Genomic DNA, 18,876 nt, shown 5'->3' with positions numbered 1-18,876 from the left:
AAGCGGCCATTCGTGAAACATGCCGGGATTCCACGTAACTTGCGTGTACCAATAGTTGCGCCGAAAGTGCCGGCAGGCCTGTGCGTGCGGAACAAGCTTTTTGAACGATCGATTCCCGCCCGCAGCGCCTGCTGGCCGCGCCCTCGGTGTCGGGCTTAGATTTTGTAGCGTCTCGTATCCTATGGGATTCGAGACGGCTAATGTGTTGAGTTGACAGATAAAATCTGCCGCACCTTCACCGGGCTTTGAGTCGGACTGGGTATACGGAAATGCCTCTCCTGCGGAGCCTGCCAGTTTCGAGATTTTCCAAAGCGGCCTGCACATGCTCCGGTGGAGGACCGTCCTTCACGACTCCGGCCCAGGGTGATGGAGATGGTGGTTCTCGCTTTATCGGCGTCAATGTAGGTGGATTCCACCCTTGGAACTCTTACCTGACCGATGACCACCTACAGGGTAGGCGTTGAGTGCGACCGTTGGACTTCGAATCAGCACCCTAGCCCAGTGGGATTGGGAAACAGCTGCCGTAGTTAGTCCGTGTGGTGCGGTCCGGCCACTTTTTCGGCCAGCTTCCCAAGCGACCCCTCCAACTGGTGCGCCTGGACCAGGGGGAAGGAAATATGCCCCAGCACATCCTTGTCCGTGACCTGGCTCCAATCATAGGTGAGCGAGACGCTGGTGGATTCCGGTGATTGCGCCTCCAGCTCCCATATCCATTGCCATCCTGCGGGCTCTTTTCCGGACTCCGCCGTTTTCCAGGCCAGCAGTTTGTTTACGTCATATCCGACCACATGGTTGTCCGTCTGGTACTCCCCGCCGAGCTTTTCAAGATACATGTTCATGGTAAAGACTTGGCCCACAGCGGTGATCCTGTCCGATTTCTCGTCGGACTGCACCATAGCGGAGCCATCGAGCTCTGCATGGTTGGCTGGATTGCTCAATACCTTGAAGATTTCCTTCGCCGGGGCATCGAACAGCCGGGCAACAGTAATTCTTCCTTCGTTATCAGTCATGGCCCCAGCATGACGCAGTCTGCAAATGAATGGCAAGCCCCCCACCCCCTTACGCGAACGAACAAAACTTCCTCCTTGGAGCTTGTGTCTTCGAGGACGTGGGCGTCACCGCCTACAACGGTGCCTTGCCGCTGGTGACCAAAAGGATCTACCTCAGTGCGGCCGCCCGGATCCTTGCCGTGGAGGCCTACCATGCCGGCATCATCCGCATCACCCTGTTGGAGATGGGCCTGGCAGCGCCAACGATGAACATCTCAAACCTCCGGGACGCCGTCGATGGCCGCACCGATGATGACCAGCCCATCGTGCTCAACGGCGTGGCCAACCGCAACAAAAAAACTGGCCGACACCGCCACATGGCAAGCCCACACCCGCTACCAATTCCGTTCCTCACTCACCAAGCCGGCGACCTGTACAAAAGCTTTGAGAAAGTCGACCTCCCGTAGCCCCTATGGCCAGCTCTAGGATCTCAATGTGTTTTGTCAAGCGGTTTTGATGTGTGTGGGGTTGGCGGGTTGGTAGGGAACATGGTCGCGGAGGATGGCCCAGAGGACGTTGATCCGGCGGCGGGCTAGGGCCAAGACGGCTTGCTTATGGGTCTTGCCTTCTGCGCGTTTTCGCAGGTAATAGGACCTTGAAATCGGGCAGCTGCGTGAAGCGACATCCGCAGCCATGTAGCAGGCGCGTAAGAGACGCCGGTTGTACCGTTTCGGACGGTGGAGATTCCCGCTGATCCGCCCGGAATCACGGGGTACCGGTGCCAGGCCGGCGACGGCGGCAAGCCGGTCGGCCGAGGCAAAAACGGCCATGTCCCCTCCAGTCTGTGCGAGAAATTCAGCGCTGAGCAGCGGCCCGAATCCCGGAACGGAAAGCAAGTTCTCCGCGTCGGGATGTTGACGGAAACGTTCTTCGATCTGGGTTCCGAGTTGTTTCAATTCCTCATCGAGTGCCAGGACTTGGGCGGCAAGTTTAGCCACGAGGGCTGCCGCAATGGACTGGGCAGTGACCGTGGTGTGCTGTTGCGTTGCTGCGTGGTGAGCTCGCTGGGCTACTCCTGCACCAGTGCGACATCCTTGAGAGCGCAGCCAGGCACCGATCCGGGCAATCCCGGAGCGCCTGATGCCGTCCGGGGTCTGATACCTCGTCAACAGGGTAAGAGCTACTTGTGACTGGGCGTAGTCGAACTCTGCTTCAAGAGCAGGGAAGTATTCGGACAGGGTTGCCCGAAGCCGGTTGATCGCACGGGTCCTGTCCGCGGCCAGATCGGACCGGTGCGCTAGCAGTAGCCGTAGCTCGGTTTCTGTTTCGTGTGCACCATTGATCGGGTACAGATCAGTGCGGATACGTGCCTGGTCAGCGATGATTGCCGCATCTTTAGCGTCCGTCTTGCCCTCTCCCCGGTATGAGTAGGAGGCGTGATGGAGTGATTTGCCCGGGATGTAGACCACTTGTTGGTCGTGGCCAAAGAGCACACTGAGCAGCAGGGTTGAGCAGCCCCTGCGCATATCGGTCGCCCACTGAACGTGTTGACCAGCAGCTACTGAGAGAACAGCGCCGATAAGATCAAGGACATCGCCCTCACTGTTACTGATCTTCCGAGAGAGAAGTTTCTTCCCGTCCTGATCAATCACGACACAATGATGGTGGGACTTTCCAGCATCAATTCCAGCCCAAAACCCGGCCATGTCAAAGCTCCTTTCAACGGTACGTGCTGGCGTTACCCCGTCAACGAACCCTCCCGACGCTCCCTTACAAAGCGATACCCGTTCTCGGGGAACAGGCCGCGTTTCTCAATCAGCGGTCAAGGCCATCGAAAGATGCCAGGCGGCCATCCTAGAGAAGCCATCCGTATGGGGCTGGAGTACCGAAGCCATACCCAACATCCTGGGGTGGTCAAGAGCCTACAACGCCCTCAAACCCACCACTTAGAACGTAAGGGAGTACCGGTCCCGAGTGGCGTTCCCCTTACAGGCATCTACTGTCGGTCAACCCGACCGCCAGATTTCCTTTTTTACGGTTCTGACCGTTAACTCTCAACTCTTAGCCAGTATCCCCTCGGGTGAACCAGAAATGGCCCTGAAGTGTCTCATAACCTAATCGCCTGGAAACCCATGGGTTCAAGAGACAAGGGCAGACCCGACGGATAAATCCATGCGATTTCTGCTCACTAGTCTTCCTTCCAGATTTAACGAAGCTGCAATTTAGAGTGGCGTGAACCACTTGTGGCTTGTTAACTTCACGAAGAAGTACTGGCCTACTCTAAACCCCAAAGCACCTCGAATGGGCCTACCTAAGCCGCCATCGTAGCCGTCGAAACCACCCGGCGGAATGCGCGCGGATTCAGGAACTCCCTAACTACGAAGAGCCAGATATCTGTCCTGCATTTGTGCCCGCCGTTGCCACCAACGGACCGCGTTGGGGTGTCCCTGCAAGTCCATACCCAATAGCCAGAGCAGTCCCCGCATTCCACGTGACCGCGTCATCGACAAGAGCAGCGAGCAAAACAGTCACCGCAGAATCCATGGGAGTGCCGGACTGTGAAACCATGGAGCCATGAAGAAGATAGTGGTTCGTGTCCTCATCAATGCCGTGGCACTGTGGGTTGCCGCGTGGCTCCTGCCGGGAGTCAACATCGCTCCTACCGGGGCCAGCGGGCTGGAAACGTCCAACGCAACAGTGAACACCGTAGTGGCCTTCATCTTTCTTGGCGTGGTCTTTGGCATCGTCAACGCCCTCGTGAGGCCTGTCCTGAAGGTCCTTTCCTTGCCAGTGACCATCCTGACGCTGGGTCTGTTCACCATCGTTATCAATGCCGCCATGCTCTGGCTTACGGCTTGGCTAAGCTCCTACACCCCCGTTCACTTCACGATTGATTCATTTTTTTGGACGGCCATTCTTGCTGCACTCATCATCAGTTTTGTCTCCATGCTGATGAGTGGTCTTGCCGGATCAAACACTCGCCGATAGCCACGCCCGTGGCGCCAGCGTTTCGCGTTGAGGCCTCATTTCTGCCCCCACCCGGGCCTCTCCCACAGGGGTGTGCCGCGGTTTAGACCATAATGTGAACGGCTCCCCTCCTCATCCTGATCACTCTGTTCTGGCTCCAGTGGGTTGCCCCCTCGTGGCACACCGGGTTCAGGGAGCTTTGGAAGAGGCTTACCCGTAGTATTTCTTTGCGGCGGCGGTCCGTTCTTGTCCGTTCCTTGGAAAACAAACTTTTTAACGTTGACCGCCCCACCCGGGATGACCGGAGCCATAAAGTTGTTCACTGCCGCCCGCAACCCGGAAATACCTGGATCGTGGCTCTGGTCAAGAGCTGCGGCATCGTCAAGATAGTTCTCAAGGCTGTGGGCGTCTTTCACACCGCCAACCGCCCCCGGCCGATGCGAGGTCACGGTCACCCAATGATCGGTAGTTGGCGCCGGACCATAGTCTGCCGCCGTAACAATGTCATGCTCATTTTCCAGATCCAGGACGTCAATTCCAGGTGCGATGTTCTGATTTCGGGCTGGCGAGCCGGCCATGACGATGACCTTGACGTTGACCTGGGCCAAGAATGCCGGATCCGCGGCTGCTGCAGCCGCCTGAATACCTCCTCCGCTGTGCCCGGTGATCATGACATCGTCCGTGGGGAGGGCGCCGACGGTTCGCAAGGCTTCTTTGATGAATTCTTGGATCATGTTCTGGCGTTGAGCAAACAGCTCCTTGTGTGCTGCCGTCATTCCTTCAAGATCGCCCTCCAGGTCCCAAGGATTGGTGCTGTCCACCGTGGACCAATCCTCAGTGCCCGGCAAATTGACCATCCAGGCGTGCGAGCCGTCAGGCCGGTCCAGTTGGTAAACGCCGATAGACCCGGGTGGGTAGCCGTACGCATCACGGCTGCCAGAGAGGACCCCTTTGAAGCTGGAGTCGACAACGCCCGCCACGCCCTCTTCTAGCCCGGGAAGTGCATGGCCAGGGGGCCAAGTACGCGTTTCCTCGTTCCATTCCGCAGGCGAAACCTGGCGAATTCTTAGATGGCCGGGTGTGCTTAGCCCCGTCCAGTCAAACGTCTTCCTTACGGCGTCTGCTGGAACCACTCCGCTCGTACCTCGGCCCGCGTAGTTTCTATGCGTCAACAAATACCCGAGGCCCACGGAGGGACCCAAAAGGCCCAACAGAAAGGCCGGGCCGTCGTTGAGTATGTCTTCGGCTTTGCCGCGCATCCCGTCCCGGTGCCCGTCGCGCAGTACGTCCCAGGTTTGCCACCCCATTTTCAGGGGCGCCAGAAGCCCCCATCCTGAGGCGGCCGTGCCATCCTGAACAGCCTGGCTTCGCTTGATCTGCTCGATAGCAACCACGCCAGCTTCGGCGTCAGCATAGCGCCGCGCGGCATCTCTTGCATGAGCGGCCAGTTCGGTCACGGCCCCGTGGCAAGTCGACGCCGCTAAAGAAGCGGATCGCAAAGCGTAGATTGCCTGCGCGGAATAGAAATAAGTGGAACTCGCCTCAATGCTTCTAACAGCCGCTACCTTTTCACAGAAGTCGGCCAGCCACGTGAGCTCTGCACTGAGCGTGGAAGCAATCTCGCTTAACTCGCTTCCCACCAGGGCTATCCCCTGTGCCGTCGCCTCGATCTCAGCCAACGTGAATTGCACCCGTCCAAACCCACCAGTGATGGAGAACCCCGTCGCAGACTCGCTGCTATCAGCCATCACCACCGCCCCATCTTGTTACCGTCTCACCGAGTGCCTCAAGTGCCCTGGCATAGCTGGACACCCAGGCAGACGCTTCTCTAACAGAAGTACAGGTGCCGGTGAGATCACCCGCCAAAGCTTGGGATTGTGCTCTGAAGGCTGTTGCCGCCGCGGATTGCCAGTCCAAGGACGCTGCCAAGAGCAACCTTTGCCGAACCCCCTCGATTTCCTCGCCCAGACGGCCGATCCGGGCTGACAATGCTGCAACGTCCCCCGGTGATGTCCCGCTATTCCACTCCGCCGTGGGAACGCGGCACTGCACGGGATCGCTCCGCCAGGGGTTTACCTCTCCTATATTCATCTCCCCCACCACCTCCTATTGCCGCCGTCGTTCTTCAGCCTAGGTATCCCCAGCAGCCCTCCGCCATGGAGCCAAAAAGTATGTGGAGAGGCGTCCCCACAGACCCCGCTGTGGAGGACTTGGCTGTTCATGAAAGAATTGAGACATGTCTGATTCCGCCACCGCACCTGCCCGTATTCCGTCCGGCCGTTTGTCATTGGCCACATCAAGGGAAAAGATCGCTCTGGGCCCGCTTGACGGCCGCTATGCGGGTGCCGTAGCGCCGCTGGTCGATTACCTTTCCGAAGCTGCCCTGAACCGGGACCGCGTGGGAGTAGAAGTCGAATGGTTCATTCACTTGGCTACCAACCGTGTGCTTTCGGGCGCCGAGCCTCTGACCGCGGAGCAACAATCCGGCTTACGTGCCATTGTTACGGAATTTGATGCCGATTCCATCAACGAGCTGGCCGCCATCGAGAAGGTCACGGTCCACGATGTCAAGGCTGTGGAGTATTTCATCGGCAACCATCTGGCGGATTTGGGTCTGGAGCGCCTCAAGCCACTGGTCCACTTTGGCTGCACCAGCGAGGACATCAACAATCTCTCCTACGCCGTGGGCATCAAGGGCGCGGTCCAAGATGTATGGCTGCCCGCCGCCCGCGCCGTCGTCGCGAAGATCGCCTCCATGGCAGAGGAAAACCGCGCCCTGCCAATGCTCTCGCGCACGCATGGCCAGCCCGCAACCCCCACCACGTTGGGCAAAGAACTAGCTGTCACCGCGCACCGTTTGACACGCCAGCTGGACCGAATTGCTAAAACCGAATTTTTGGGCAAAATCAACGGCGCGACGGGCACTTACGCCGCCCACTACGCATCGGTCCCGGCCGCTGACTGGCAGGACGTTGCCAAGGGCTTTGTTGAGAGCCTTGGCCTGACCTGGAACCCGCTCACCACGCAGATCGAATCGCACGACTGGCAAGCTGAGCTCTATGCGGACATGGCCCGCTTCAACCGTATTCTGCACAATCTCTGCACAGATGTGTGGAGCTACATTTCCATTGGCTACTTCATCCAGATCCCAGTTCCCGGCGCCACAGGCTCCTCAACCATGCCGCACAAGGTGAACCCGATCCGCTTCGAAAACGCGGAGGCCAACCTGGAGATCTCCAACGCTCTCTTGGACACCTTGGGCGCCACACTGGTGACCAGCCGCTGGCAGCGGGACCTCACAGACTCCTCCAGCCAGCGCAATATTGGCGTAGCCTTTGGCCACTCCCTTCTAGCTATCAACAACGTCCTGGGTGGCTTGGGCCGGCTGGACAGCGCCGAGGCCGTGCTGGCCGACGACCTGGACCATAACTGGGAAGTGTTGGCCGAAGCTATCCAGATGGTCATGCGAGCCGAGGCCATTGCCGGGGTTCCCGGCATGGAAGATCCCTACGAGCGTCTGAAGGACCTCACGCGCGGTCACCGCGTGGATGCTGCCCGGATGCAGGAGTTCGTCTCGAGTTTGGGTTTGTCCGCCCAGGCCCAGGATCGTCTGCTGGCACTTACCCCGGGGAAATACATCGGTATCGCTGAGTCCTTGGTGGACCACCTGAAATAGCGGTTCCAAAGCCAATGCCCTGATGCGCGGATGCTGGCAAGACAAACGGTGAAGTACGACGGCGTCACCCGGCTAGCGCTCTCAAGCGCGGCCGGGTGCCAGCTGAGTATCAAGCGCCTCCCAGGCGGGAAGCCGCGCGGTCAGAGCCAGATAGTACCGAGCCATATCTCAACGCTTGCAAGAACGAGGAGCACGAGGTTCAGAGCAATCACATTGACTTCGTGGCGACGCAGGTGCAGTGGGATGGCCCCGAGTTGAACCGCCACAAGACCGATGGCGGCTGCCATGACCAGCCATGGAGCGATTCCGGTGAGCGGTGGCAAAAGCAGCCCTAAGGCTCCGAGAACCTCGAAAAAGCCAATGACCCGGACTAAGAACAGCGGCGTGTGCTCCACCCACGTCATCGCTGGCCGGAGCTGTTCTTTTGAGCGCAGCAACTTCATGCCGCCGGAGTATAAATACACCACTGCCAGCAATGCGGCAATGACCCAATACGCGATCATCATGCGAAACCCTCCGTGACTATTTAGTTCCCAACCCGGCTCTGCTGAAACGCGACGATCCGCTCCACCCCTTCGCGGACGGCGTCGAACCCGGCGGCAAAACTAAGCCGCACGGCACCGAGACCTGCAGCAGTATCAAAATCATGGCCTGGAACCACAGCCACCCCAGCCCGCTCCAGGAGAGCCGAACAATACTCTGTTGAGTTGGCAAAACCGTCCATCGCGTCACCAAGGTTGGCGTAGAAATAGAAGGCACCATCCGCTGGCGCCACGTCCCCCCAACCAAGCCGCCCAACATTGTCCAGAAGATAGTCACGGGTTCTTGAAAACTCAGCCAGGAATATGTCCGCTTGGGCATATGATGCGTCACTGAAGGCTTCAACAGCCGCCATCTGCGCGGGTGCCGGTGGGCAGAGAGCCACATTGCCCGCCAAGGCATCAACCACATCGATCAGGTCATCAGGCACTAGTGCCCAGCCAAGGCGCCACCCGGTCATGCCCCAGTACTTTGAAAAACTGGAGATGACGACGCCGGAGCGGTCCAACTCCCATGCGCAGACTCCCCGGGGATCCGCGGCGCCGGGCGCTGGATAGGTGATGCCGTGGTAAATTTCGTCGCTAATGAGCCGCACCGAGTTCTCGGCGCACCATGTTGATAGCCCCAAAAGTTCTTCTCGGGAAACCATGGTTCCAGTGGGGTTAGCCGGTGAAGCGAGTACCAATCCAGCCAGCGGCCCGTGGGTGCGTGCGGCGTCCCGCAGTTGGGCGGGCGTCGGCTGGAAGCGCGTCGCGGGACCGCAGTCCAGCTCCACCACCTCGATACCCAGCGCACGCAGAATGTTCTTATAGGCCGGGTAGCCGGGACGGGCCAGGGCCACTCGATCGCCAGCATTGAACGCTGACAGGAACGCCAGCATGAAAGCCCCTGAGGAACCGGTGGTGACGGCCACGTTGCGAGCCGGAACATCCAGCCCGTACCAGCGCCGGTAATGCCCGGCAATGGCAGCGCGAAGCTCGGCGATGCCCAGCGCCGGCGTATACGTCAGCGGGATACCGCTTGCATGGATCCTGGCGGCGGCCGCCGAGACGCCCGTCGGGGCTCCCCCACCCGGCTCGCCTGCACACAGGGAAATAATGGACCGGCCCTCAGCACGAAGTTCTGCCACACGGGAAAGAATGTCCATAACCTGAAACGGCGGCACCTTGGCACGCTCGGCGACGCAGAGTGGACGGGTCAAGACAGGCTCCTTTGCACAATGATTCGAGACGGCGGCGTCGCTGTCAGCTCCAGCTTGCCACACCTCTGTCCCGCTTCAGTGTCCCGCGAGGGAAGAAATCAGCGCTGGGGCCCGCCGCAGCGATAGCCCATCCCCAGCCTCCAGAAAATATCAGGAAAGCCCCTGCCCAATGATCGGAATGCCCGTGGTCGGGAAAGCACTGGGGAAGATCGACGGCTCCACCGCCAAATCGGGATCCAACGCAACGCGCACTTCTCCGGCCGCGAGCTGGACCTCGGCGCCACGTACGCGCACGCTCAGGGGGCCGACGTCGCACCCTTCAGGGAGGCAAAACGTAATGGAATCCTGGGCAAGGAAGACCGAGAGCAGCTCGCCGCGAAGGCTCAGCTTAAAGGACAGTCCGCTCCAATCACCGGGTAGGTGAGGATCAAATTGGAGCATTTCGCCTTGATCGCGCATACCGGCAAAACCACATACCAGCGAGCTCCAGATCCCACCGGCGGAGGCGATGTGCACGCCGTCGACCGTGTTGGCATGAGTATTATCCAGATCGATGAACAGCGCGTCGGTGAAGTGCTCCAGTGCAGTATGGGGATACCCCACCTCCGCAGCCATGATTCCTTGCACGCACGCGGACAGCGTGGAGTCACCCGTGGTGATCGGGTCATAAAAATCAAAAGCGCGTTGCTTCTGCTCGGCCGTGAAATCCTGCCATTGCAAGAACATAGCCAGCACGGTATCCGCTTGCTTGAGCACTTGGTGGCGGTAGATAACGAGTGGGTGAAAGTGCAGCAACAGCGGGTATTTATCCCTTGGCGTGTTCCAGTCCCACGGTTCCAACGTCATGAAGTCGTTGTCCTGGCTAAAAACTTCCAGGTGAGAGTCGTAGGGGACGGACATGCGCTCTGCCGCTTGTTGCCACGTCTGACGTTCTCTTTCGCTCACGTCCGGATGCCCCGTCAAGGCTGCCGCAGCCCGCAGGTTGAACCTCGCCATCACGTTGGTATATAGGTTGTCGTTGACCACTGCCGTGTACTCATCCGGACCCGTGACGCCGTGGATGTGAAACATGCCATCCTTGCCAAAAAAGCCCAAGGACGCCCACATTCGGGCTGTTTCAATGAGCAGATCCGAGCCAATCTCCACGGCGAAACTGGGATCTTCTGTAGCCCACTGATAACGGTTAGCCGCAAACGCGATCGCCGAGGCAATGTGGAACTGCGCTGTTCCGGCCGCGTAATAGGCGCTGGCTTCGAGGCCATTAATGGTGCGCCAGGCGAACAATGCCCCGTCCACGCTGAGCTCCGCCGCACGGCGTCGGGCCGTAGGAAGCATCTCGTGGCGGGATTGGAGTACCTGACGGGCAGCCTGCGGGTTTGTGTATGTTAGGTACGGCAAAAGGTATATTTCTTGGTCCCAGAAATAATGTCCCTCGTAGCCAGCACCGCTGACCCCCTTCGCGGGAATCCCGGACACCCCCGCCTTCGCCGTGGCTTGGGAAAGTTGGAAAAGGTTCCAACGCACCGCTTGTTGCAATTCTGGTTCGCCATCCACCACGATGTCCGCGCAGTCCCAGTACTTACGGTAATGCGAGGCACTATCTGCAAAGATTCCTTCAACATCCACCAAAGTGGTTCGAGCTTCTGCTGCTAACTGTGCTCCCCTGTCCGGCGCAGAACTTTCCCCAGCCACTGCGTAACTGACGCTTTTCGCCAGCTTGAACGTAACGCCTTCCTCGATGGCTAAAACGTACCTGACAGTTGATTCATCCTCCGTCACCACCGTTTCAAAGGGCAGGTTCTCCAGGTTAATCTGGTGCTCCACGGCCACGGCCACCCGCTGGTGCGACGCTGCTGTCTCCCACGCCAGAGCGAGCGACCCATCCACCCCTTCCAGATGAAGCGGGTTGAGAATCCTATCTGCATGGCGTCCTGGGCGTCTGGGGTCGTTCGCATTCTGTTCAGTGGAAGGCTTATCTTGGCGGTCGACGACGACGCTCACGACATCCGCGTAGACCTCACGGTCCGCTGTGATCACCAGTTCAATGCCGAGCGCTCCGCGTGATTCAAAACCGACGGCCCGGCGCACAGACGTGGTGACAGTGGCTCCTGAGCGGGTCGCCCAGGTTGCTGCCGCTTCATAGATACCCGTGGAAAAATCAATACTGCGCCGGTAATCAAGGACGGTCGATTCCTCCAGCGAAAGCTGCTCCCCGTCAATGCTCACGGTGAAGTTGCTGGCATCCGGAACGTAAACGATCCGCTGCCCGGTACGCGCAAAACCATAGGCGTTCTCGGCGTGCTTGATCTCCCAAGTCTCATAGAAACCATTGATAAATGTTCCGGGCAGCACGCCCTCGCTGCCAAGCGTGTGAGAGCCGCGGATGCCCAAGTGCCCATTACCAAGGGCCATGAGCGTTTCCAAGGTACCGTCCTCGTCAGCGTCGTGTGAGGTTTCTATCAATTTCCAAGGATCGCAGGGGAAACGCCGACGATCGGAGCTAATCAATGCCATAAAAGAAGTCTTTCCTTCGGAAGTTTTGTGCCGGGCGCCGTTGGCGTTAGAGAAGTTCGTCGAGGTCGCTGACAACGTAGGTGGCTCCGGCGTCGAGCAGCGTTTGGTGCCCGGCGCCGCGATCCACGCCAATCACGGCCCGGAAGTTCCCCGCATGTCCGGCCTGCACCCCAGAGACCGCGTCCTCCACCACGATGCATTCCTGCGTGGGCACCCCCAGAAGTGCCGCCGCGTAGGTAAAGGTGTCATGCGCGGGCTTGCCGGGCAGCCCGTGGGCGGCCGCAACCACGCCGTCCACCACTACGGGGAAGTATTGATCCAAGCCAGCTGCCTTCAGTACCGCTGGCGCGTTGCGTGAGGAGGAGACGACGGCGAGCTTGAGTCCGCGGGTCAGCGCCTCTTCCATAAAGCGAACGGAGCCAGGATAAGGTTTCACACCATCTTCGGTAATGATCTTGTTGAAGACCATATTCTTGCGGTTACCCAAACCGTGGACGGTGTCGTGGGCCGGGTCGTCATCTAACGGGCCCTCAGGCAGTGTGATTTTCCGGGAGGAAAGAAAGTCACGGACTCCGTCAAAGCGGGGCTTACCGTCGATGAAATCAAAGTAGTCACTATTTTTGTATGCGGCGTGCCCGGTCTTAGCCAAGTAGCCATCGAAAAGCTGCTGCCAGGCCTGCTCGTGTACCAACGCAGTAGGCGTCAACACCCCGTCGAGGTCAAAGAGCACGGCTGTTGCGTCGGCCCAGTTCATCGGAGCTGGTGAGCTGATGAGATTCATAATCGCGGTTCCTTCAACGCTTGTGGCGGGTGGTTTTGCGTTCGATGAGCTTCACGCCCAGCATATGCCGCGCGGCCCTGTCATGAGCCGATGGGTCCGCGAGTCGTTCACAGAGCAGGTTGGCAGCAAACGCACCCTGGTCAGCTACGGGTTGAGCCACTGTACTCAATCCCATGAACCAACTCATGGGATGGTCATCGAGCCCAATGAGCGAGACGTCCTTGGGCGCATTCCGTCCGTGCTCCCGTAACGCCATCAGGGCCCCGAACCCAGCCTCATCACAGGCGGCGAAGACTGCTGTAGGCATATCCCGGTTGGCCAAAATTTCCGTCATGGCCCGCCGGCCGCCTTCAATGGTTGAACCGGCAGCCACCACCAAGTCCGGGTGAACGGTCAGGTCACTTTCAGCCAGTGCCCGGCGGAATCCGGTCAGTCTGTCACGCGAGGAGAGCACCGACGTCCCATCCATCTCATGACCGGTGAGCACCGCCAGTTCCCAGTGCCCTAGTTCTAGCAAATGGTTCGTGGCAGTCCATGCGGCGTGTTCGTCATCAATGCCCACGTTATCCCACGGTACTCGGCTCATGCCAACACTGGCCACTGCAAGACCAGAGGCTTCCAGGTCCGATATTTCCTCCGCGTCCAGGTCGACGTTAAGCAACAGCACGCCGTCCACTCTCTGGGCAAGCGCGTCCAAGTCCCCAAAGACCTTCTTGCGGACACTGGGCTTGTTGCGCAAACTGATCAGCACACAATCCCAACCGCTGTCCGCAAAAACCTCCTCCGCTGCCTCCACCGCTTGGGCAAAGAACCAGGACGTGGCGCTCGGAGCCACGATCGCGATCGCGCCAGTACTGCCACCTGCTAGGCGGGCCGCTGCGGAGGAAGCCTTATACCCAAGCTTCTGCGCTGCATCCGCAACCTGTGCCTGGGCTTTATCGGAGACGTTCGATAAATTGCGCAGTGCGCGGGAAACGGTGCAAATAGATAACCCTGACAGCAGTGCGACGTCGGCGATAGTGGTCCTGCGCGCTCTAGCCATGCGACATTGTCCAACCCTTCAAAACGTGGATGATCAGTGGCGATGCCGCACCGTCAAAACCAACTGTAAGCGCTTACAATTTTGCAAGTCAAGGCGTTTAATAAAGACAATCAGAGGCGAATATTTTGGACTTCCATCGACGTCGTTTTGCGCCAGCTTTTGTGGCAGGCTCACCGTGCAGCTGTAACCGCAGTGGCGGCATAGGCTTGGACCGTGAGTGAATTTAGCGAACGCGTCAGTACCGAATTGGTCCAGCCTATTATTTTGCTAGTTGACAGGGTTGATCCTGCCGACCAAGACGAAGGCATTGCCGCCGCTGCATTGGCTTCAGTGCAGGCCTACCTGCACGATCCCCACAACCCGAACTGGCAGGTGTGGGCTTCTGGAGCCTTTGCCAAGTCCGTCCGGCGAGCCGACGCGAAAACATTCGCCAAGGTCTTGATCGCGTTCCCCGAACATGTGCTCGCCACCGTGGGCCACGCAAGTGCCGCCGCACTGCCCCCCATGCCAGCAGACGCACTACCCAAACTGCTAGCCAAGCTCCAAGTTTCCGGCACCCAGCTTCCAGCCGGTGAAACACAGCCCGTCCAGTCACTGTCAATCGTTCTCAATGATTCACTGGCGATGTCCACCGGCAAGGCGGCCGCGCAGGCTGCCCACGCCCTCTTTGCTTGGCTACTCGACGCAGGCCAGCCAGCCGTGGACGCCTGGGCCCAGGCGGGTTATCCCGTGAGTGTCCTCCACGCGTCCAAAAGGGATTTCCGTCGAGGCTCCCGCCGCGCATCGGGGCCTGTCATCCAAGATGCAGGCCGCACCGAGATTGAGCCAGGCTCCACCACGGCGTTCGTGGTTGCTGACTTTGGCAGCGGACAGTGACAGCGGACAGCGCCTGACCGGAGATCACTGTTACCTACTAGCTATCCCGCCGCCGCACTCACCTAGTTACCACTCACCTAGTTAACGTGCTACTCGGCAGCGGCGAGCTGGCCGCATGCGCCGTCGATCTCCTTGCCGCGGGTGTCACGCAACGTGGTTGGCACGCCGTGAGCGATGAGCGTGTCAATGAATTCCTGCATGACGTGCGGCTCCGAGGACGTCCAGATGGATCCGGGAGTCGGGTTCAGCGGGATCGGATTGACATGAACCCAGCCGCGGCCACGCTGATTTAGTTTCTTCGCCAAAAGCTCGGCACGCCACGGGTGGTCATTCATGTCCTTGATCAGCGCGTATTCAATGGACACCCGGCGGCCAGTGACCTGGTAATAGTTGTACGCAGCATCCAGTGCTGCATCAACCTTCCACTTGTCATTGACTGGGATCAAGTCATCGCGTAGCTCATCATCCGGGGCATGCAGAGACAGGGCGAAAGTGACGGCGACGCCCTCTTGCGCGAGCTTGTTAATGGCCGGAACCAGACCCACGGTGGAGATCGTGATACCCCGGGCGGACATGCCAAGACCCTCGGGGGCTTCGGCCACCATCCGGTGTACGGCGTTCATCACCCGCTTGTAGTTGGCCAGCGGCTCACCCATACCCATGAACACAATATTGGTGACGCGCTCCGCGTCGTGGCCGCCATCGCGGCGCAGGTTCCCCAGCCCGCCTTCAGCGATCACCCTATTTGCCTGGACGATCTGGTCCAGAATCTCCGCCGTCGACATATTGCGGGTCAACCCGGCCTGACCAGTGGCGCAGAACGGACAATTCATGCCGCAGCCGCACTGGCTGGATACGCACAACGTCACTCGACCGGGGTAGCGCATGAGAACGGACTCCACGAGGGAACCGTCAAAGAGGCGCCACAAGAACTTGATGGTGTCCCCGTTATCCGTGGTCAGGCGCTTGACCTCGGTCAACAGCTTCGGGAACATCGTTTCCGTGATCTCTGCCCGGCGATCCTTGGGAAGATCGCTCATGCGCTCGGGATCGGTGGTGTAGTGCGTGAAGTAATGCACCGAGAGCTGCTTGGCTCGAAATGCCGGCAGGCCCATCTCTTTGAACTTGGCCTCACGCTCGGGCAGCGTCATGTCCGCCAAATGCGTCGGGGGCTGGGATACGCGCGGAGATTTAAACTGCAGCAACGGCCGGCCAGCCGGACCCGTCGCCTGCTTCCACCCCTCCGTGGCAGGCTTGACTTGGGCCGGTCTGCTGGCCGGTCGTGTCTTAGTGGCTGCCGCCGGGGAGACGGCAAGGGTGCTGGGATTGTTTTGGGGGGAAGTCATCCTTCCCATTGTCTCCTAGAATGCCCCACATGTCCCGTCTTGGCAGCGAAGATCACACCGGGGTGCATTTATCAATCATGGAAGACCGTGAGCCGCACCCTAGACTTGAGCCGTGCCCTCCTTGATTTTGGCCATCATTCTGGCCGCCGTTTACGCGCTCTTACGACGCCGGGATCCTCGCATGCTCCGCAATGGACTGGTGCTGGTCGCCGCTTGCTGGTTCGCCATCGTTGGGATCGTCGAACTCCTGGCTGCTCGGTTGCCGGGGTTTGAATGGGGGGTGCTGGGCGTCATTGCCCTGACACCGCTGGCCGTCATGGTCCTGGGCGGCTTCCTGGTAGCTAACGGTGTGGCGATGCTGCGCAACGAAGGAAAGAGCCTGGGCAACCTGCTCTCGCTCGTGGCTGGCGTCGCCATTTTTGCGCTGCCCGTCATGGCAGTACTGCTGGTGTTGACCTTAAAACCAATCGCCATCGGTTTGGCGGCGCTCCTGTTCTTCCTCTCCAGCTACTTCGGCGTCGTTTTTGTTGTTTTTCTGGCCTACGCCATCGTGTACGCAAGGATGAAACCCCAAACCAACCCGGACGCCGTCGTAGTTCTAGGCTCCCAGATCATCAATGGAAGCGTCCCACCACTCCTGCGCTCCCGGCTGGATAAGGCGCTGGAAGTGTACCGCTGCGCTTCCCCGGCCCCACTGATAATCCCCACTGGCGGACAGGGTCCTAACGAATCGCGGCCCGAGGGTGAGGCTATGGCTGAATACCTAATTTCTGCAGGCGCTGGCGAAGCTGATGTACTGGCTGAGAGCAAGGCGGAAAACACGGCCCAGAATCTGCTCTTTGCAGCCAAGCTGGCCAGCTCGCACGGGAGAAGTGGCCCCCTGATGGTTGTCACCAACAACTACCATGTGCTGCGCGCGGCTCTCCTCTCACGCAAGCTGGGAATCGATGCAGAAGTGATCGGTTCACCGACGGCCCTGTACTTTCTGCCCAGTGCGTTCCTGCGCGAATTCGTCGCCATCATCAATGAACACCGGGTACTGCACGCGCTTATGTGCCTGCCATTCGTGGGACTCACTGCCGTGCTCACTTTGACCGTGATGAGCGCGCCGCTCTAATTCAACCCGCCGGTCCGAGGGCACTTTGTTGATGATGTGGAGGTCAGCCTCGGGGAATATTGCGCAGATTGCTGCGCGCCATACTGACGGCCTCGCCCGCACCCTTATTAAGAACCACCTTGGACATGGCCGTGGCAAAGCCAAGCACCTGCCCGCTCTTGAGCTTGGGCGGGATGGACAGGGCATTGGGATCTGTGATCAGCTCCACCAGGGATGGCCCGTCATGGTCAAACGCAGCCCGGTACGCCGCTGCAATGTCCTCCGGATCGCTGACACGCACGGATTGGAAACCCAGCGCAGCGGCCACAGCGGCATAGTTGGCGTCGGGGACGTCAACTCCAAAGTCCTGCAGTCCGTCCACAAGCATTTCCAGCTTCACCATCCCCAACGTGGAATTGTTAAACACCACCACCGTGATGGGAAGCTTATGCGCTGCCACCGTGATGAGTTCTCCTAACAGCATGGACAGGCCGCCGTCGCCGGAAAGAGAGATAACCTGCCGGTCCGGGAACGCTGCCTGCACACCGATCGCCTGCGGCAGAGCGTTGGCCATGGAACCGTGCAAGTAGGACCCGATGAGCCGGCGGGTACCAAGCGGATTGATGTAGCGAGCGCTCCATACGTTGCACATGCCGGTGTCCGCGGTGAAGACCGCGTCGTCGTCGGCCATCTGATCTAACAAAGATGCGGCATATTCAGGGTGGATCGGAACCAACTTCTCTGCCCTGCGCGTGTAGGCACCCACGGCCTTGTTCATAAGTTTGTCGTGCTTTTTCAAAATCGTGTCAAGAAATTTAGAGCTCTTCTTCGCCTCGATAAGAGGCATCAGCGCCGTCAAAGTCGGAAGGACGTCGCCGTGCACCGCAATGTCCACATCGGTGCGCCTACCCAGATTCTCCGGAGCCCTATCCACCTGGGCGGTGCGGGTTTTTGGAAGGAACTGATCATACGGAAAATCGGTGCCCAGCAAAATCAACAGATCGGCATCCTCAATACCTTCTGCCGCCGCGCCGTAGCCAAGCAGTCCCGTCATCCCAATGTCATAGGGGTTCCCGTATTGAATAAAGTCTTTACCCCGCAAGCTGTGCCCGATGGGAGCATTGATCTTCTCGGCAAGGGCCACCACTTCGTCGTGCGCTCCCTGCACTCCCGCACCGGCAAAAATCGCCACCTTGTCTGCGCTGTTGATGGCGTTGGCCAGCTCCTGGACGCTCTCTTGCGCCGGAACTAAAGCGGCCGGCCGTACCAAACGCTGCATGGGAGTCGGGGCTGTGGCCGGAAGGTTAGCAACGTCACCGGGAAGTGTCACAACGGCCACACCGCGCAAGCCCACTGCATGGGCAATGGCGTTGTACATAACGCGCGGAGCCTGATCGGAGGAGCTCACCAACTCCGAGTACACGGAGCATTCATCGAAGATCCGGTCCGGGTGAGTTTCTTGGAAAAAGCCGCTGCCAATTTGTTTGCTAGGTATATGCGATGCAATGGCCAGAACGGGTGCACCGCTGCGATTGGCGTCATAGAGCCCGTTCATGAGGTGCAAGTTCCCGGGTCCGCAGGAGCCAGCACACACCGCTAATTCACCCGTAATTTGTGCTTCAGCCCCGGCGGCGAAGGCCGCCGCTTCCTCATGCCGGACGTGGATCCAGTCAATGCCGCCACAGCTGGACCCGCCGGTCTTGCGTACGGCATCCACCAACGGATTTAGACTATCTCCCACTATTCCGTAGATGCGCCGCACTCCGGCTGCTTGCAGTTGTTCAATCAGCTGTGTGGCAAGTTCTCTGGCCATGGTGGCTCCCTGACGTAGCTTGATCCGGCGTTCAC

General features: G+C 59.3%; 17 protein-coding genes. 5 read left to right on the top strand and 12 right to left on the bottom strand.

Translation table 11 applies throughout. The features are described from left to right. Positions 1-527 precede the first annotated feature (527 nt). A complete protein-coding gene (locus LOH53_RS05980; protein WP_230066819.1) occupies positions 528-1,010 on the bottom strand; it encodes an SRPBCC family protein in 483 nt (160 codons plus the stop codon). Positions 1,011-1,039: 29 nt separating this feature from the next. On the opposite strand from LOH53_RS05980, the gene LOH53_RS05975 reads away from it, so the two are divergent. Beyond that, positions 1,040-1,456 carry a ferritin-like domain-containing protein gene (locus LOH53_RS05975; RefSeq protein ID WP_230066818.1) on the top strand — a complete coding sequence of 139 codons (417 nt, stop codon included), beginning with the start codon at positions 1,040-1,042 and terminating at the stop codon, positions 1,454-1,456. 36 nt (positions 1,457-1,492) lie between these two features. On the opposite strand, the gene LOH53_RS05970 is transcribed toward LOH53_RS05975, so the two are convergent. After that, positions 1,493-2,695: an IS110 family RNA-guided transposase gene (locus LOH53_RS05970; RefSeq protein ID WP_230066817.1), complete on the bottom strand. Its 1,203-nt coding sequence runs from the start codon at positions 2,693-2,695 to the stop codon at positions 1,493-1,495. Between the two features lie 670 nt (positions 2,696-3,365). Further along, the gene (locus LOH53_RS05965; RefSeq protein WP_230066816.1) at positions 3,366-3,557 is read right to left on the bottom strand and encodes a hypothetical protein; all 192 of its coding nucleotides are present in this window, start codon (positions 3,555-3,557) and stop codon (positions 3,366-3,368) included. Between the two features lie 6 nt (positions 3,558-3,563). On the opposite strand from LOH53_RS05965, the gene LOH53_RS05960 reads away from it, so the two are divergent. After that, positions 3,564-3,977, top strand: a complete 414-nt coding sequence (locus tag LOH53_RS05960; RefSeq protein ID WP_230066815.1) for a phage holin family protein — start codon at positions 3,564-3,566, stop codon at positions 3,975-3,977. A 35-nt stretch (positions 3,978-4,012) separates the two neighbouring features. On the opposite strand, the gene LOH53_RS05955 is transcribed toward LOH53_RS05960, so the two are convergent. Both LOH53_RS05955 and LOH53_RS05950 read right to left on the bottom strand, forming a co-directional pair. Further along, positions 4,013-5,704, bottom strand: coding sequence for a PGAP1-like alpha/beta domain-containing protein (locus LOH53_RS05955; RefSeq protein WP_230066814.1), 1,692 nt, complete (start codon positions 5,702-5,704; stop codon positions 4,013-4,015). Next, on the bottom strand, positions 5,697-6,047 hold the full coding sequence (locus LOH53_RS05950) for a hypothetical protein (protein ID WP_230066813.1): 351 nt from the start codon (positions 6,045-6,047) through the stop codon (positions 5,697-5,699). The genes LOH53_RS05955 and LOH53_RS05950 overlap by 8 nt, the downstream gene beginning before the upstream one ends. 145 nt (positions 6,048-6,192) lie before the next feature. On the opposite strand from LOH53_RS05950, the gene purB reads away from it, so the two are divergent. After that, positions 6,193-7,632: an adenylosuccinate lyase gene (gene purB, locus LOH53_RS05945; protein ID WP_230066812.1), complete on the top strand. Its 1,440-nt coding sequence runs from the start codon at positions 6,193-6,195 to the stop codon at positions 7,630-7,632. A 140-nt stretch (positions 7,633-7,772) separates the two neighbouring features. On the opposite strand, the gene LOH53_RS05940 is transcribed toward purB, so the two are convergent. The 5 genes from LOH53_RS05940 to LOH53_RS05920 all read right to left on the bottom strand — a co-directional run bounded on the left by LOH53_RS05940 (position 7,773) and on the right by LOH53_RS05920 (position 13,710). After that, positions 7,773-8,138 (bottom strand): DoxX family protein, encoded by a 366-nt coding sequence (locus LOH53_RS05940; RefSeq protein ID WP_230066811.1) that lies wholly within the window; start codon positions 8,136-8,138, stop codon positions 7,773-7,775. Positions 8,139-8,158: 20 nt separating this feature from the next. Continuing rightward, entirely contained in the window at positions 8,159-9,373 is a 1,215-nt protein-coding gene (locus tag LOH53_RS05935; RefSeq protein WP_376991800.1) for an aminotransferase class I/II-fold pyridoxal phosphate-dependent enzyme, read from the bottom strand. 150 nt (positions 9,374-9,523) lie between these two features. Further along, a complete protein-coding gene (locus LOH53_RS05930; RefSeq protein ID WP_230066810.1) occupies positions 9,524-11,887 on the bottom strand; it encodes a glycoside hydrolase family 65 protein in 2,364 nt (787 codons plus the stop codon). Positions 11,888-11,933: 46 nt separating this feature from the next. Continuing rightward, positions 11,934-12,668 carry an HAD family hydrolase gene (locus tag LOH53_RS05925; RefSeq protein ID WP_230066809.1) on the bottom strand — a complete coding sequence of 245 codons (735 nt, stop codon included), beginning with the start codon at positions 12,666-12,668 and terminating at the stop codon, positions 11,934-11,936. A 13-nt stretch (positions 12,669-12,681) separates the two neighbouring features. Then, a complete protein-coding gene (locus tag LOH53_RS05920; RefSeq protein ID WP_230066808.1) occupies positions 12,682-13,710 on the bottom strand; it encodes a LacI family DNA-binding transcriptional regulator in 1,029 nt (342 codons plus the stop codon). Positions 13,711-13,923: 213 nt separating this feature from the next. Between LOH53_RS05920 and LOH53_RS05915 the strand changes: the two genes are divergently transcribed. After that, entirely contained in the window at positions 13,924-14,586 is a 663-nt protein-coding gene (locus tag LOH53_RS05915; protein WP_230066807.1) for a peptidyl-tRNA hydrolase, read from the top strand. A gap of 89 nt (positions 14,587-14,675) precedes the next feature. Here LOH53_RS05915 and rlmN read toward each other — a convergent pair whose 3' ends face one another. After that, entirely contained in the window at positions 14,676-15,932 is a 1,257-nt protein-coding gene (rlmN, locus tag LOH53_RS05910) for a 23S rRNA (adenine(2503)-C(2))-methyltransferase RlmN (protein ID WP_230066806.1), read from the bottom strand. 112 nt (positions 15,933-16,044) lie between these two features. Between rlmN and LOH53_RS05905 the strand changes: the two genes are divergently transcribed. Next, on the top strand, positions 16,045-17,049 hold the full coding sequence (locus LOH53_RS05905; RefSeq protein WP_230066805.1) for a YdcF family protein: 1,005 nt from the start codon (positions 16,045-16,047) through the stop codon (positions 17,047-17,049). 43 nt (positions 17,050-17,092) lie between these two features. Here the strand turns inward: LOH53_RS05905 and LOH53_RS05900 are convergent, their stop codons facing one another. After that, positions 17,093-18,841: a pyruvate dehydrogenase gene (locus tag LOH53_RS05900; protein WP_230066804.1), complete on the bottom strand. Its 1,749-nt coding sequence runs from the start codon at positions 18,839-18,841 to the stop codon at positions 17,093-17,095. Positions 18,842-18,876: the final 35 nt, after the last annotated feature.

Source organism: Arthrobacter cryoconiti (assembly GCF_020905375.1).
Lineage (GTDB): Bacteria > Actinomycetota > Actinomycetes > Actinomycetales > Micrococcaceae > Specibacter > Specibacter cryoconiti.
Note: the sequence above shows the minus strand (reverse complement) of the source record. Positions and strands in the feature narration are given on the sequence as shown.

Bases quoted from the DNA above. Each gene is read 5' to 3' on its own strand.
- LOH53_RS05980 (WP_230066819.1), bottom strand. From the start codon at position 1,010: ATGACTGATAACGAAGGAAGAATTACTGTTGCCCGGCTGTTCGATGCC.
- LOH53_RS05975 (WP_230066818.1), top strand. From the start codon at position 1,040: ATGGCAAGCCCCCCACCCCCTTACGCGAACGAACAAAACTTCCTCCTT.
- LOH53_RS05970 (WP_230066817.1), bottom strand. From the start codon at position 2,695: ATGGCCGGGTTTTGGGCTGGAATTGATGCTGGAAAGTCCCACCATCAT.
- LOH53_RS05965 (WP_230066816.1), bottom strand. From the start codon at position 3,557: ATGGTTTCACAGTCCGGCACTCCCATGGATTCTGCGGTGACTGTTTTG.
- LOH53_RS05960 (WP_230066815.1), top strand. From the start codon at position 3,564: ATGAAGAAGATAGTGGTTCGTGTCCTCATCAATGCCGTGGCACTGTGG.
- LOH53_RS05955 (WP_230066814.1), bottom strand. From the start codon at position 5,704: ATGGCTGATAGCAGCGAGTCTGCGACGGGGTTCTCCATCACTGGTGGG.
- LOH53_RS05950 (WP_230066813.1), bottom strand. From the start codon at position 6,047: ATGAATATAGGAGAGGTAAACCCCTGGCGGAGCGATCCCGTGCAGTGC.
- purB (WP_230066812.1), top strand. From the start codon at position 6,193: ATGTCTGATTCCGCCACCGCACCTGCCCGTATTCCGTCCGGCCGTTTG.
- LOH53_RS05940 (WP_230066811.1), bottom strand. From the start codon at position 8,138: ATGATGATCGCGTATTGGGTCATTGCCGCATTGCTGGCAGTGGTGTAT.
- LOH53_RS05930 (WP_230066810.1), bottom strand. From the start codon at position 11,887: ATGGCATTGATTAGCTCCGATCGTCGGCGTTTCCCCTGCGATCCTTGG.
- LOH53_RS05925 (WP_230066809.1), bottom strand. From the start codon at position 12,668: ATGAATCTCATCAGCTCACCAGCTCCGATGAACTGGGCCGACGCAACA.
- LOH53_RS05920 (WP_230066808.1), bottom strand. From the start codon at position 13,710: ATGGCTAGAGCGCGCAGGACCACTATCGCCGACGTCGCACTGCTGTCA.
- rlmN (WP_230066806.1), bottom strand. From the start codon at position 15,932: ATGACTTCCCCCCAAAACAATCCCAGCACCCTTGCCGTCTCCCCGGCG.
- LOH53_RS05900 (WP_230066804.1), bottom strand. From the start codon at position 18,841: ATGGCCAGAGAACTTGCCACACAGCTGATTGAACAACTGCAAGCAGCC.